Below are 13224 nucleotides of genomic sequence, written 5' to 3'. Positions count from 1 at the left end.
CTCTAGCTGCCCCGGTAGGTGGAATAGCCGAACGGACTGACCAGCAGTGGCACATGATAGTGCGAGCCCACGTCGGCGATCCCGAAGTCGATGACCACCACGTCCAGGAACGCCGGGTCCGGAAGGACCACGCCCATGTCGCGGTAGTATTCCCCGATGTCGAACTCCAGCCGATAGCGGCCGACCAGCAGCTCGGCGCCGGTCAGCAGGGGCTGGTCCACGCGGCCGTCCTGGTTGGTGATCGCCGCCGCCACCGGCTCGCCGCCGCGCGACAGGCGCAGGCTGACGCCCGCGGCCGGCCGGCCGTGCATGGTGTCGAGGACGTGGGTCGTCAGGCCGCTCAAGCAAGGGACTCCGTGATCCAGCCGCCCAGAATCCGCCCTGAGACCTGGAATTGCAACCGTGGCGCAGGATTGCGACGGTGCGTCCTCAGCCAAGCCTGCTAAGCGGTCAGCCATGCCCGAACCCAGCTACCCTCGCGACCTCATCGGCTACGGCAAGGACCCGCCCCACGCCGACTGGCCCGGCGGCGCCCGGATCGCGATCCAGATGGTGCTGAACTACGAGGAGGGCGGCGAAAACTGCGTCCTGCACGGCGATGCCGCCTCGGAGGCCTTCCTCTCGGACATGATCAATCCCGCCGCGATCCCGAACGCGCGGCACATGAGCATGGAGCAGATCTACGAATACGGCAGCCGGGCCGGGGTGTGGCGGCTGCTGCGCCTGTTCGACCGCTACAAGACACCGGTGACGGTGTTCGGCGTCGCCATGGCGATGGAGCGCAATCCCGACGTGGTCGACGCCATGCTGGAGGCCGGCCACGAAGTCGCCAGCCACGGCTGGCGCTGGATCAACTACCAGGACGTCGCCGAGCGGCTGGAGCGCGAGCACATGGCGCGCGCCATCGACATCCACAAGCGCCTGACCGGCGAGCGGCCGCTGGGATGGTACACCGGCCGCACCAGCCCCAACACGCGCCGCCTGGTCGCCGAAGACGGCGGGTTCCTCTACGACGCCGACGACTATTCCGACGATCTGCCGTTCTGGACCGAGGTCGGGCGGCGGCGGCACCTGATCGTGCCCTACACGCTGGAGGCCAACGACATGCGCTTCTCCGGCACGGGGCTGAACACCGGCGAGCAGTTCTACTCCTACCTGAAGGACGCCTTCGACGTGCTCTACGCCGAGGGCGAGGAGCGTCCGAAGATGCTGTCGATCGGCCTGCACTGCCGGATCGTGGGCCGTCCGGGTAAGATGGCCGGGCTCGAGCGGTTCATCCGCTATGCGCTGGAGCACAAGGACGTGTGGTTCGCCCGCCGCATCGAGATCGCGCGCCACTGGCGGGAGCGGCATCCCCATGACTGAGGCCGACTTCGTCGCGAAATTCGGTCCGGTCTACGAGGCCTCGCCCTGGGTGGCGCAGGGGGTCTGGCCCGATCCGCCGGCCGACCGCGACGGGCTGGCCGCCGCCATGGCCGCGGTGGTCGACGCGGCGCCCCGCGAGCGGAAGCTGGCGCTGATCCGCGCCCACCCGGAGTTGGCCAGCCGCGCCCGGATGGCCGACGCCTCGGTGAAGGAACAGGCCGGCGCCGGCCTCGACCAATGCAGCCCGGAGGAGTTCGAGGCGTTTCAACGGCTGAACGCCGCCTACAACGCCCGCTTCGGTTTCCCCTTTATCTTCGCGGTGAAGGGCGCCACGCGGGCCGACATCCTGGCCGCCTTCGAGGCCCGGCTTTCCAACGACCCCGAGACCGAGTTCGAGACCGCCATCGCCCAGATCCACCGCATCGCCGGCTTCCGGCTGGCCGAGCTGCTCTAGAGACCGCCCATGTTCGATGACCTTCGCCGCCAGTTCGTGGACCTCGCCCAGCCCCGCCTGGGCTCGGAGGTGGTCTACGCCACCGACGACTTCTTCGCCGACAAGGCCCGGCTCATCGACCCGGCCGAGCCGGTGTTCATCCCCGGCAAGTACGACGACAACGGCAAGTGGATGGACGGCTGGGAAAGCCGACGCAAGCGCACCCCCGGCCACGATTGGTGCGTGGTGAAGCTGGGCGTGCCCGGCATCGTCGCCGGCTTCGAGATCGACACCCGCCACTTCACCGGCAACTACCCGCCGGGCGCCGAGGTCGAGGTCTGCGTCTCCGGCGAAAAGGTCCCTGGCGACGATGCGGCCTGGGTGAAGGTGACGCCCCGGCTGGACCTGAAGGGGAACGACCGCGCCTGGTTCGCGGTGGACCATGCGACCCCCGCGACCCACGTGCGCCTGCACATCTATCCCGACGGCGGCGTGGCCCGCCTGAGGGTCTGGGGCCGGGTCGATCCCGAGTGGTCGAAGGTGGCGGCGGGCGAGACCATCGACCTGCTGGCCATGGGCTGGGGCGGGCGCGGGATCATCGCTAACGACGAGCACTTCGGCCGGGTGGAGAACCTGACTGCGCCGGGCCGGGGCGTCGACATGGGCGACGGCTGGGAGACGCGGCGGCGGCGCGAGCCCGGCCACGACTGGGCGGTGCTGGAACTGGGGACCTTCGGCCAGGTGAGCGAGGTCGTCGTGGACACCGCCCACTTCAAGGGCAACTATCCCGACCGCTGCTCGATCCAGGCGACCCGGCGGGCCCACGGCGCGCCGCACGAGATCGCCGCCCAGGCCGAGGATTGGCCTGTGCTGCTGCCCGAGGTGAAACTGCAGGCCGACCACATCCACAGGTTCAGGGCCGAGCTGGCCGACCTGGGCCCGATCCGGTTCGTGCGGCTGAACATCTACCCCGACGGCGGCGTCAGCCGGCTGCGGATGATGGGGACGGTGGTCCGCTAAGCCGCCAGCTTCGCTGGCAAGCCCCCCGCCTTGGCGATGAAGGCGATGACCTCGTCCACGCCCTGCAGGCGGGTCAGGTCGGTGAAGACGAAGGGCCGCTCGCCGCGCTGGCGGCGGGCGTCGCTGTCCATCACCCCGAGGTCGGCGCCCACATGCGGCGCCAGGTCGGTCTTGTTGATGATCAGCAGGTCGGAGCGGGTGATGGCCGGGCCGCCTTTGCGGGGGATCTTCTCGCCCTGGCAGACGCTGACGACGTAGAGCGTCAAGTCCGCGAGGTCCGGACTGAATGTGGCCGCCAGGTTGTCGCCGCCGCTCTCAATGAAGATCACGTCCAGGTCGGGATGGCGACGGTTCAGGTCGGCGATGGCGGCGAGGTTCAGCGAGGCGTCCTCTCGGATCGCGGTGTGCGGGCAGCCGCCGGTCTCGACCCCCAGGATCCGGTCCTCCGGGAGGGCCTGGAGCCGGTTCAGGATCAGGGCGTCCTCCTGGGTGTAGATGTCGTTGGTGACCACCGCGATCGACCAACGCCCGCGCATGGCCTTGCACAGCTTCTCGACCAGAGTGGTCTTGCCCGAGCCCACCGGCCCGCCGACGCCCACCCGCAAGGGTCCGTTGCCGCTCACGATCCGAACAGCCTTCCGTCGAGGGTCTCGTGCCGCATGGCGGCGATGTCGGACATCAGGGTCGCCGAGCCCAGGTCGTCCAGGGTCGACTCCGCGGCCCGCGAGGCGGTGCGCAGGATCACCGGCTCCAGGGCGGCGATCACCTGCAGGGCGTCCGACTGGCCCAGCGGCACGGCGCGCACCGCCACGCTGACCAGGTTCGCGGCGAAGGCGTGCAGCCAGGCGGTCAGGGCTGGCTCCAGCGGCAGGCAGGCCGCGCCGGCCGCCGCGCCCAGGGCCACGGAGTAGGGCGCGCGGATGATCGGCGGCGGGTTCCAGGCGGCGACCGCGGTCAGGAAGGCCTCGCCCTGGGCCATGGTCTCGCGGCGGCGCTCCAGCGAGGGCGACATCGCCTCGGCCAACTCCGCGATCTCGTCGAGGGCGGCATGGTCCTCGGCGGTCACCGCGGTCCAGGCGGCCTTGACCAGCACGGCGTCGGTCCAGCCGGAACCGTGCTCCAGCAGGCCGGCGATCCAGCCGGTGAGCGAGCGCACGTCGCCGACCGCGCCTTCGCGGATCGCGGTCTCCAGCCCGTGCGAGAAGCCGAACGCGCCGACCGGGAAGGCCGGCGACAGCCACGTGAGCAGGCGCAGGAGGCGGGCTTCAGTGGCCATGGCCGTGCTCGTGCCCTCCGTGGTCGTGATAGGCGCCGCCCTCGGGATCGAAGGCCGCTTCCACGTCGCGGATGTGGGCGCCCTGGTGTTCGAGCATGTGGGCGATGACGTGGTCGCGGCGGATCAGGATGCGGTCGGCGAACACCTGGGCGGCCAGGTGGCGGTTGCCGATGTGCCAGGCCAGCCGGATCAGTTCGGCCGGCGAATGGGCGGTGATCTCCAGCAGCGGCTCAGGCTTGGCCACCACGGCCAGGATGCCGCCGCCCGGAAGCTGCAGGCCGTCGCCGTCCTTGAGGTGCGTCGCCTCGGCCAGGTCCAACAGATATTCCGCCCCCGACGCGCCGGTGAGCACGATGCGGCGCCGGTGGCGGCCGTCGTAGTCCAGGGTGACCTGGTCGGCCGGGTCGCCGGTCCAGGCGCCGGCGGGCAGGATGTCGGTGATGGCGGTCATCAGAACAGGAAATACCTCTGGGCCAAGGGCAGCACGTCGGCCGGCTCGCAGGTGAGCAGTTCGCCGTCGGCGTGGACCTCGTAGGTCTCGGCATCGACCTCGATCACCGGGGTGGCGCTGTTGTGGATCATCGAGGCCTTGGAGAGGCCGCCGCGGACGTTCTCCACCGCCACCATCTCCTTCCAGAGCCCCAGCCGTTCCGGGAGGCCGCTTTCGATGGCCAGCTTCGAGGTGAAGACGACGGACGAGCGGGCGACGCTCCGCCCGTAGGCCGCGAACATCGGGCGGTAGTGGACGGGCTGCGGCGTGGGGATCGAGGCGTTGGGGTCGCCCATGGGCGCTGCGGCGATGGACCCGCCCAGGATCACCAGGTCGGGCTTCACTCCGAAGAAGGCCGGGTTCCAGAGGACCAGGTCGGCGCGCTTGCCGGCCTCCACGCTGCCGATGTGGGCGCTCATGCCGTGGGCGATGGCGGGGTTGATCGTGTACTTGGCGATATAGCGCTTCACCCGGGCGTTGTCGGCCGGGCCGTCGCCGGGCAGCGGGCCGCGCTGCTTCTTCATCTTGTCGGCAGTCTGCCATGTTCGGATCAGCACCTCGCCCACACGGCCCATGGCCTGGCTGTCGGACGAGATGATCGAGAGCGCGCCCAGGTCGTGCAGGATGTCCTCGGCGGCGATGGTCTCCTTGCGGATACGGCTCTCGGCGAAGGCCACGTCCTCGGGGATCGACGGGTCCAGGTGGTGGCAGACCATGAGCATGTCGAGGTGCTCGGCCAGGGTGTTGCGCGTGTAGGGCCGAGTGGGATTGGTGGACGAGGGGATCACATTCGAAAGCCCCGCCACCTTCAGGATGTCCGGCGCGTGCCCGCCGCCCGCGCCCTCGGTGTGGAAGGCGTGGATCGTGCGGCCCTTGAAGGCGGCGACGGTGTCCTCGACGAAGCCGCTCTCGTTCAGGGTGTCGGTGTGGATCATGCACTGGACGTCGTAGTCGTCGCAGACGCTGAGGGCGCAGTCGATGGCGGCGGGCGTCGTGCCCCAGTCCTCGTGGAGCTTGAGCGCGCAGGCGCCGGCCGCCACCTGCTCGACGAGGGCCGCCGGAAGCGAGGCATTGCCCTTGCCCGAGAAGCCGATGTTCATCGGAAACGCCTCGGCAGCCTCGATCATCCGCTGCAGGTGCCAGGCGCCGGGCGTGCAGGTGGTGGCGTTGGTGCCGGTGGCGGGACCCGTGCCGCCACCCAGCATGGTGGTGATCCCGCTCATCAGCGCCTCTTCGATCTGCTGCGGGCAGATGAAGTGGATGTGGGCGTCCATGGCCCCGGCGGTGAGGATCTTGCCCTCGCCGGCGATCACCTCCGTGCCCGGGCCGACGACGATGGTGACGCCGGACTGAACGTCGGGGTTGCCGGCCTTGCCGATGGCGTGGATGCGCCCGTCTCGCAGGCCCACGTCGGCCTTCACGACGCCCCAGTGGTCGACGATCAGGGCGTTGGTGATGACGGTGTCGACCGCCCCGGACGCCCGCGTCGCCTGGCTCTGGCCCATACCGTCGCGGATCACCTTGCCACCGCCGAACTTCACCTCCTCACCATAGGTGGTGAGGTCGCGCTCCACCTCGATGAAGAGCTCGGTGTCGGCCAGGCGCACGCGGTCGCCCACCGTGGGGCCGAACATGTCGGCGTAGGCGGCGCGCCCAATCCTCGCCATCAGGGGTTCCTGGCCATCAGAGCTCGCCCATCACGTCCTGGCGGAAGCCGTAGACGGTCCGGCCACCGCCGAACGGCACGAGGCTGACGTCCCGCTCCTGGCCGGGCTCGAACCGCACGGCGGTTCCGGCGGCGATGTCCAGCCGCTGGCCGCGGGCGGCGGCGCGGTCGAAGCGCAGCGCCGGATTGGTCTCGGCGAAGTGGTAGTGGCTGCCCACCTGGATCGGCCGGTCGCCGGTATTGGCCACGCGCAGGGTCGTGACCGGCGCCCCGGCGTTCAGCTCGATGTCGCCGTCCGCCGGAATGACCTCGCCCGGGATCACTTGCGCGCCTTCGCCCGGCGCCAGCTCCAGCCGGCGACGACGGCCAGCACCACCAGCGCGGCGAAGGCGATCTGGTGGTCGGGCTGGCTGACCAGGTGCCGCAGCGCCTGCGCCAGCGGCATCTGCTCGTGATGGCCCTCATGGGCCGAGGCGGGCAGGACCGCGACGACCGTGGCGGCCAGGCCGGCGACGGCGGGGATGATTCTGTTCCAGGTCTTGCGTTGCATGGGCGTTTCCTCAGCGTATCGGGTGGTGAACGGTGACCAGCTTGGTGCCGTCGGGAAAGGTGGCTTCGACCTGGACGTCGTGGATCATCTCGGCGATCCCCTCCATGACCTGGCCGCGGCCGATGACGTGGGCGCCGGCCTCCATCAGCTCGGCGACGCTGCGGCCATCGCGGGCGCCCTCGACCACGAAGTCGGTGATCAGGGCGATGGCCTCGGGGTGGTTCAGCTTCACGCCACGGGCCAGCCGCTTGCGCGCGACCTCGGCGGCCATGGCGACCAGCAACTTGTCCTTCTCGCGCGGCGTCAGGTTCATTCAGGTCCTCCAGACCCGGGGCAGGGGCTCGCCGTCGCGCAGCATCTCCAGCGCCGGCAGCAGCGCCTGACGCAGGGCGAAGCCGTCGGGCGCCACGACTCGGGCGAACAGCTTGCCCTCAAAGGCGCTGGCTCCGCCACGCTCGCCCAGCGCGGCGCGCAGGGGCGCCAGATAGCGCCCCGCATCGTCGTCCACCAGCAGCAGGGAGGCGAAGGCCCGTCCGCCGGCCAGCACGGGGGCGCAGGCGCCAATCTGGGCGATCGCCCCGTCCAGCCGCAGGTCGTCGGCGAACATCAGGCGGCCCTCGCGCCGGATGCGCCAGCGGTCGTGGACCGCGCCGTGGCGCACGGTCTCGTCCATGGCGGTCCGCCCCAGCACGACGGCCTCCACGGCCAGCAGGCGCGCCCCGTCCGCCAGGTCCGCCTCAAGCCGGCGGGACAGGGCCCCGCCGTCGAACAGGATGGTCTCCTGCGGGACCCAGTCGAGGCGCGCGCGTTCGCCGAGGATCAGGGCCACCCGCTGCTGCGCCTGGCCGTCGCGGGCGCGGTAGACCTTCTCGCAGGCCTGGGTGGACAGGGTCAGGCGGGCGCCGTCGCCCACGGTCGCCAGCCACTCCATGTAGTCGCCGCCGGTCAGGCCGCCCGACGAGTTGATCAGCACCGCCTCCAGGCCTTCGGCCCGGGCGTCGCGGGGCAGCCGGATCTTGCCGCAGCCGTCCTGGTAGAGACGCGCCAGCCGCGTCCGGCCTTCGTCGGCGGCCACGATGATGCGGCCCGCCCCTCGGGCGCGCTGAAGTTTGGGAAGTTCCGGCAGAGAAGCAGGCCCCTGGATCACCGGCTCACCGTGAGGCGCGTGTTGAAGGTGTCCAGACAACGCTGGGGCGAGCGGTCGCGTCAATCGCCGACGCCTGCTTTTTGGGCGCCGCTTCCGGGCGGGCCTTCAGCATTTCTTGCCAACTCAAAGCACTAGGATCATGCTCGTCTCTCAAAGGCCCTGCGCCGGCGATCCCGGCGACAGGGCCTTTTCGACTCTGGAGGTTTGAGCCCCATGTCCGGTAACAGGACATCGCATATCCGTCTGACGTCGCACCCGGGCGCCGGCGCGACCAACCGCTTTCCGATCGTGTGGGACGCCCCGACCGCCCGCGTGCGCGGCCCTGTGGTGGCCACCGCCAACGCCGGCTCCGACCGCAACGCCATCGGCGCCCACGGCGGCGCCTATTCGATCTACCGCGCGCTCGCGGTGGCCTCCGGCGCCATGGACCCGATGGTCCGGCCCGAGCTGGTGAACACCCATCCCGTCGTGCCGGTCGGGCCGCATCCGCAATGGAGCGAACCGGGCAAGATCGTGTCGCTCGACCCCTGGGGCGCCCGGATCGCCGAGGATTTCGCCGCCGAGATCGCCGAGGGCGTCGATATCCGCCCGACCATCGCGGTGACCAAGGCGCGGATCACCCTGCCGGAGATCGCCGAGGCCATGCGCGCGGGCCGGCTGAAGGCCGACGGCCAGGTGCTGCACGAGAGCGGCGACGTGGCCGTGACCAAGGCAGCCATCGATCCTGTCTGGCATCTGCCCGGCGTCGCCGCGCGGTTCGGCGTCGAGGAACAGCAGCTTCGCCGCGTGCTCTTCGAACAGACCGGCGGCATGTATCCGGAGCTGGTCACCCGCCCGGACATGGCCGTGTTCCTGCCGCCGATCGGTGGGATGACCCTCTACATCTTCGGCGATGCGACCAAGCTGGGCGACCGGCGCGTGCCGCTGACCTGCCGGGTCCACGACGAGTGCAACGGCTCCGACGTGTTCGGCTCCGACATCTGCACCTGCCGGCCCTATCTCACGCACGGGATCGAGGAGGCGACGCGCCAGGCGCAAGAGGGCGGTACGGGCCTGATCGTCTATAATCGCAAGGAAGGTCGGGCGCTGGGCGAGGTGACCAAGTTCCTGGTCTACAACGCCCGCAAGCGCCAGCCGGGCGGCGACCAGGCGGCGACCTATTTCGAGCGGACCGAGTGTGTGGCCGGCGTGCAGGACGCGCGCTTCCAGCAACTGATGCCCGATGTCATCCACTGGCTGGGCATCCGCCGGATCGACCGTTTCGTCTCCATGTCCAACATGAAGTACGACGCCCTGGTGGGCGGCGGCATCGAGATCGGCGAGCGGGTGCCGATCCCCGACGACCTGGTGCCGCAGGACGCCAGCGTCGAGATGGAGGCCAAGAAGGCGGCCGGCTATTTCACGCCGGAAGGCGCGCCGTCCGAGGAAGACCTCAAGAAGACCGTCGGCCGCGACCTGAAGGAATTCTAGCTTTGAGCGAGAGTGAGACCGCGCGCGGATTGTTGTCCGCGGCGGCGGTGCGGAGCCGCGCCCATGAGATGCTGGCCATCGCCGAGGGCGGCGGCCTGGCGGAGTGGCGGCTGGACCTGGCGCGCCTGGACGCCGCCGCCGACCTGACGGCCGAGACCGTGCGGCTGAACTATCCCGACCTGAAGGTCCCGTTCCATGCGCGCTGGCGGCACTTCGTGGTGGGTGGTCGAGACCTCTGGGCAGAGCGGGAGAAGCCGTCGGATCCGGCCGAGCTGGGCCGGGCGGCGTTCGACCTGGTGATCCCGTCCGTGCTGCTGGACGCTGGCGCCGGCGCGGCGTGGCGCTATCGCGACGCGGCCACCGGCGCGGTGCTGGGCCGTTCCGAAGGGTTGGGCGTGGCGTCGCTGCGGTTCTTCGAGTCCGGGGCGATGTCGTCCGATCCCGGCGACCCGCTGCGGGCCGACGCGCTTGGCAAGGTCGATGCGGCGATGATCGGCGAGGCGTTCCAGGTGACGTCCGACAACCCTCTGGTGGGTCTGGAGGGTCGCGCGGCCCTGCTGCGCCGCCTGGGCGAGGCGGTGGGTCGGCCGGGCGCGCTGTTCGACGTCATGGCCAGGCACGCGGAGAACGGCCGGCTGCCCGCGCCGGTGATCCTGGAAGTGCTGCTGCAGGCCCTGGGGCCGATCTGGCCGGGTCGACTGACGTTGGGCGGCGTGCCGCTGGGCGACTGCTGGACGCATCCCGCGGTCGACGGCTTCGTGCCGCTGCACAAGCTCAGCCAGTGGATGAGCTATTCGCTGATCGAACCGCTCGAGGCCTCGGGCGTCCAGGTCGTGGATGTCGATGGGCTGACGGGCCTCGCCGAATACCGCAACGGCGGCCTGTTCGTGGACACCGGCGTCCTGGTCCTGAAGGATTCGGCCGACGCCGGCCGCGCCCATCCGGTCGACGGCCCGTTGGTGGTGGGCTGGCGATCTCTGACCGTGGCCCTGCTGGACAAACTGGCGCCCCTGGTCCGCGAGCGGCTGGGCGTGACCGCCGAGGACTTCCCGCTGGCGCGGGTGCTGGAGGGCGGCTCGTGGGCCGCGGGCCGGCGGATCGCCGGGCAGAAGCGGCCCGACCTGTCGCCGCCCATCGCTGTCATCTCCGACGGCACGGTTTTCTAAGGGGATTCTTGAAGATGGTTCGGGAGATGAAGGGCGTCACCGTCGTCGACCATCCGCTGGTGCAGCACAAGCTGACCCTCATGCGGAAGAAGGACACCTCGACCAAGAGCTTCCGCCAGCTCCTCAAGGAGATCGGCGCGCTGCTCTGCTACGAAGTGACCCGCGACCTGCCGATGGAAGAGGTCGAGATCGAGACCCCGCTGATGCGGATGAAGGCGCCGCAACTGGCCGGCAAGAAGCTGGTGTTCGCGCCGATCCTGCGCTCGGGCATGGGCATGCTGGACGGGATGCTGGACCTGGTGCCCGCCGCCCGCGTGGCCCACGTCGGCCTCTACCGGGACCCCGCCACGCTGGCCTGTGTGGAATACTACTTCAAGGCGCCGCTCGATATCGCCGAACGGACCGTGGTGGTGATCGACCCGATGCTGGCCACCGGCAACACCGCCATCGCCGCCGTCGACCGGCTGCTGGAGGCGGGCGCCAGGTCGATCCGCATGGCCTGCCTGCTGGCCTCTCCTGAGGGAATTTCGAAGTTCCGGGGCCATCATCCCGACGTGCGCCTCTGGACCGCCGCGATCGACGAGCGCCTGAACGACCACGGCTACATCCTGCCCGGCCTGGGCGACGCCGGGGACCGCATGTACGGCACGCGCTAGACCATTCGTCGACCAGGTTGGGTGGGCCCCCGCACGACGAACGGTCCATCTCTCAAGCAAAGGTCTGGAGCTATCGCCGGTTCAAGCGAACCGGCGATAGCTCCGACGACAAGCTCTTGCCGAGGATTCGGGCGCCCGGGGCAGGTCGTGCTTCGATGGTGGGCGTTCGGCGGCAAAACGGCCTGCGGACACCGGTGTCTGCTGTCGCCAGGTGAACCCCGGTCACATTGTGGGCTTGCCCTCTCGGGGCGTTCTCCTTCCTCGAACTTGGGGCCGCGCGGCGAACCGCGCGGCCCTTTTTCGTGGCGGAGCGTCAGGCCGCCGAGACGCGGGCCTGGATCAGCTTGATCGCCTCGTGGGCCGCCAGCGCGGCGCCTTCCTGCCAGGCGTTGATGTAGCTCATGTGCTCGCCGGCGAAGTAGAACGGGCCGTCCGGCCTGCAGAGCACGGCATAGTCTCCGGCCCGCTGGTTGGGGCTCCAGTTCACCGCCACGCCCTCGCTGAACGGGGTGTGCTTCCACGAGACCGAGAACGGTTTCTCCAGTTCCTTGCCGCGGCCGGGGTGGAACTTCTCGATCACCCGGCGCGAAACGGCGAAGCGCTCCTCCAGCGACATCGCCGCGTACTTCGGCGGGTTCATGAACCCTGAGAAGCCGATCGAATAGGCGCCGACCAGCACGCCGGTCTTCTCGCCGAAGCCGCCGGACGGATACCAGACCAGCTCGTTGGGCTCGTCGGTCCAGCCCAGGCCGCCGAACTGGAAGTCGTCCTGCTCCCAGAACCGGCGCGACTGCCAGCCGACCTTGGTGCCGTGGGCATAGGTCTTGCCGCCGGAGACCACGGCCTCCTGGACCCGAGGCGAAAAGTCGGCCGGGATCTTGGCCAGCACCGGCAGCGGGATGGTGATCATCACATGGTCGGCGTCCAGGGTGCGGGCCGCGCCGTCCACGGCGTAGGCGATCTTGGCGCCCTTGCCGCTTCGACGGATTTCCTTGACCACCGCGCCGAAGGTCACCGTCGGCTTCACCTGCTCGTAGAGGGCGTAGCTGATGCGATCCATGCCGCCCACCGGCTGCAGCATGGTCGCCTGCATCTCGACCAGTTCCTCGAAGAAGCCGGAGATTCCCCAGAACTGGGCCTGCATGAGGTCGGAGAGGCGAAGCGGATCGGCGCCGCTGGGCGGGTGATCGTAGCCGCCCGGCCAGTTCTTGAAGCCGGCGCGGGCCTCGCGGTTGGAATAGACGTGCTTGGGGTCCAGGTCGCCGTAGGCGCCGAGGTAGCCCAGCAGCCGCTGCTTGTCGACGCCGGTCAGCTCGCGGTCCAGGGCGCCCTTGTCGATGGCCTTGGCCAGCAGTTCGGAGAAGGCCCCGCGGGTGTCGTTGATCGCCTGGCCGTTGCTGACCACCTTGCCCTTGTAGTCCAGCTTGGCGTTGCGGTTTCCGTTGACCATCACCTCGAGCGGCACGTTGAGGTCGCGGCAGTAGCCGAGGATGGCGTGGTGGGTCTGCGGGATGCGGGCCGGGCCGGCGTTCATGTAGTGGTGGGTTCCCGCGTCCCAGTCGACGACTTGGTCGGGGCGGTCGTCCTGCTGGATCACCGTGCCGCGCCGCACGCTCCAGGCGCGGCCGCCGGGCCGCTCGCGGGCCTCCAGGACGGTGACCTCGTAGCCGGCCTTGCGCAGCTCGTAGGCCGCGACCAGCCCTGCGATGCCGGCCCCCAGAACGGCCACCTTGATCCCCTTGCCGCTGCCGGCCGGCAGTTGCGGCGGACCCGCATAGGCTTTGGACACCGCCAGCAGGCCCAGGCCCTGCATGGTGACGAACATCGCCCCGTAGCCACCGGCCTTGCCCACGCGCTCCAGGAACGCCCGCCGCGAAATCCCCATGGTCGCAAACCCCCGTCAACGCAGGGTCAAGTGTCACCGCGCCGCATCGACTGGCAATACGTCGTTCGCTGTCCGTGGGCCTTCGCGTTGCGAATTGCCC

At 70.0% G+C, this 13224-nt stretch carries 16 protein-coding genes; 6 read left to right on the top strand and 10 right to left on the bottom strand.

From position 1 onward, the window contains the following. Window positions 1-2: 2 nt before the first annotated feature. Window positions 3-344 carry a hydroxyisourate hydrolase gene (gene uraH / locus EPO51_RS12545; protein WP_293350929.1) on the bottom strand — a complete coding sequence of 114 codons (342 nt, stop codon included), beginning with the start codon at window positions 342-344 and terminating at the stop codon, window positions 3-5. A 112-nt stretch (window positions 345-456) separates the two neighbouring features. Here uraH and puuE point away from each other — a divergent pair, with 112 nt between their 5' ends. Genes puuE through alc form a run of 3 tightly spaced genes read left to right on the top strand, consistent with a single transcriptional unit; the run spans window position 457 to window position 2818 of the window. Further along, window positions 457-1365, top strand: coding sequence for an allantoinase PuuE (gene puuE, locus EPO51_RS12540; protein ID WP_293350927.1), 909 nt, complete (start codon window positions 457-459; stop codon window positions 1363-1365). Continuing rightward, on the top strand, window positions 1358-1819 hold the full coding sequence (gene uraD / locus EPO51_RS12535) for a 2-oxo-4-hydroxy-4-carboxy-5-ureidoimidazoline decarboxylase (RefSeq protein WP_293350925.1): 462 nt from the start codon (window positions 1358-1360) through the stop codon (window positions 1817-1819). The genes puuE and uraD overlap by 8 nt, the downstream gene beginning before the upstream one ends. 9 nt (window positions 1820-1828) lie before the next feature. Beyond that, on the top strand, window positions 1829-2818 hold the full coding sequence (gene alc / locus EPO51_RS12530; RefSeq protein WP_293350922.1) for an allantoicase: 990 nt from the start codon (window positions 1829-1831) through the stop codon (window positions 2816-2818). Here alc and ureG read toward each other — a convergent pair. Genes ureG through EPO51_RS12490 form a run of 8 tightly spaced genes read right to left on the bottom strand, consistent with a single transcriptional unit; the run spans window position 2815 to window position 7875 of the window. Further along, a complete protein-coding gene (gene ureG, locus EPO51_RS12525; protein WP_293350919.1) occupies window positions 2815-3441 on the bottom strand; it encodes an urease accessory protein UreG in 627 nt (208 codons plus the stop codon). The genes alc and ureG overlap by 4 nt on opposite strands. After that, window positions 3438-4094 carry an urease accessory protein UreF gene (locus tag EPO51_RS12520; RefSeq protein WP_293350916.1) on the bottom strand — a complete coding sequence of 219 codons (657 nt, stop codon included), beginning with the start codon at window positions 4092-4094 and terminating at the stop codon, window positions 3438-3440. Before EPO51_RS12520 ends, ureG begins: the two co-directional genes overlap by 4 nt. Beyond that, a complete protein-coding gene (locus EPO51_RS12515) occupies window positions 4084-4545 on the bottom strand; it encodes an urease accessory protein UreE (protein WP_293350913.1) in 462 nt (153 codons plus the stop codon). The genes EPO51_RS12520 and EPO51_RS12515 overlap by 11 nt, the downstream gene beginning before the upstream one ends. Beyond that, entirely contained in the window at window positions 4545-6251 is a 1707-nt protein-coding gene (ureC, locus tag EPO51_RS12510; protein ID WP_293350910.1) for an urease subunit alpha, read from the bottom strand. Before ureC ends, EPO51_RS12515 begins: the two co-directional genes overlap by 1 nt. 16 nt (window positions 6252-6267) lie before the next feature. Beyond that, complete coding sequence (locus EPO51_RS12505; RefSeq protein ID WP_293350907.1) at window positions 6268-6573, bottom strand: urease subunit beta; 306 nt, start codon at window positions 6571-6573, stop codon at window positions 6268-6270. After that, entirely contained in the window at window positions 6570-6800 is a 231-nt protein-coding gene (locus EPO51_RS12500) for a hypothetical protein (protein ID WP_293350904.1), read from the bottom strand. Before EPO51_RS12500 ends, EPO51_RS12505 begins: the two co-directional genes overlap by 4 nt. 10 nt (window positions 6801-6810) lie before the next feature. Then, on the bottom strand, window positions 6811-7113 hold the full coding sequence (locus EPO51_RS12495; protein ID WP_293350901.1) for an urease subunit gamma: 303 nt from the start codon (window positions 7111-7113) through the stop codon (window positions 6811-6813). Continuing rightward, entirely contained in the window at window positions 7114-7875 is a 762-nt protein-coding gene (locus EPO51_RS12490) for an urease accessory protein UreD (RefSeq protein WP_293350898.1), read from the bottom strand. Window positions 7876-8160: 285 nt separating this feature from the next. Here EPO51_RS12490 and EPO51_RS12485 point away from each other — a divergent pair, with 285 nt between their 5' ends. Genes EPO51_RS12485 through upp form a run of 3 tightly spaced genes read left to right on the top strand, consistent with a single transcriptional unit; the run spans window position 8161 to window position 11239 of the window. Then, a complete protein-coding gene (locus EPO51_RS12485; RefSeq protein WP_293350895.1) occupies window positions 8161-9417 on the top strand; it encodes a GTP cyclohydrolase II in 1257 nt (418 codons plus the stop codon). Window positions 9418-9419: 2 nt separating this feature from the next. Next, entirely contained in the window at window positions 9420-10583 is a 1164-nt protein-coding gene (locus EPO51_RS12480) for a DUF1688 family protein (protein WP_293350892.1), read from the top strand. A 26-nt stretch (window positions 10584-10609) separates the two neighbouring features. Then, window positions 10610-11239, top strand: a complete 630-nt coding sequence (gene upp / locus EPO51_RS12475; RefSeq protein WP_293351133.1) for a uracil phosphoribosyltransferase — start codon at window positions 10610-10612, stop codon at window positions 11237-11239. 313 nt (window positions 11240-11552) lie between these two features. On the opposite strand, the gene EPO51_RS12470 is transcribed toward upp, so the two are convergent. Next, window positions 11553-13124, bottom strand: a complete 1572-nt coding sequence (locus EPO51_RS12470) for a flavin monoamine oxidase family protein (RefSeq protein WP_293350889.1) — start codon at window positions 13122-13124, stop codon at window positions 11553-11555. Window positions 13125-13224 lie beyond the last annotated feature (100 nt).

It is taken from the genome of Phenylobacterium sp. (assembly GCF_004297125.1).
GTDB lineage: Bacteria > Pseudomonadota > Alphaproteobacteria > Caulobacterales > Caulobacteraceae > Phenylobacterium.
Note: the sequence above shows the minus strand (reverse complement) of the source record. Positions and strands in the feature narration are given on the sequence as shown.

Bases quoted from the DNA above. Each gene is read 5' to 3' on its own strand.
- puuE (WP_293350927.1), top strand. From the start codon at position 457: ATGCCCGAACCCAGCTACCCTCGCGACCTCATCGGCTACGGCAAGGAC.
- uraD (WP_293350925.1), top strand. From the start codon at position 1,358: ATGACTGAGGCCGACTTCGTCGCGAAATTCGGTCCGGTCTACGAGGCC.
- alc (WP_293350922.1), top strand. From the start codon at position 1,829: ATGTTCGATGACCTTCGCCGCCAGTTCGTGGACCTCGCCCAGCCCCGC.
- EPO51_RS12520 (WP_293350916.1), bottom strand. From the start codon at position 4,094: ATGGCCACTGAAGCCCGCCTCCTGCGCCTGCTCACGTGGCTGTCGCCG.
- EPO51_RS12515 (WP_293350913.1), bottom strand. From the start codon at position 4,545: ATGACCGCCATCACCGACATCCTGCCCGCCGGCGCCTGGACCGGCGAC.
- ureC (WP_293350910.1), bottom strand. From the start codon at position 6,251: ATGGCGAGGATTGGGCGCGCCGCCTACGCCGACATGTTCGGCCCCACG.
- EPO51_RS12500 (WP_293350904.1), bottom strand. From the start codon at position 6,800: ATGCAACGCAAGACCTGGAACAGAATCATCCCCGCCGTCGCCGGCCTG.
- EPO51_RS12495 (WP_293350901.1), bottom strand. From the start codon at position 7,113: ATGAACCTGACGCCGCGCGAGAAGGACAAGTTGCTGGTCGCCATGGCC.
- EPO51_RS12485 (WP_293350895.1), top strand. From the start codon at position 8,161: ATGTCCGGTAACAGGACATCGCATATCCGTCTGACGTCGCACCCGGGC.
- upp (WP_293351133.1), top strand. From the start codon at position 10,610: ATGAAGGGCGTCACCGTCGTCGACCATCCGCTGGTGCAGCACAAGCTG.
- EPO51_RS12470 (WP_293350889.1), bottom strand. From the start codon at position 13,124: ATGGGGATTTCGCGGCGGGCGTTCCTGGAGCGCGTGGGCAAGGCCGGT.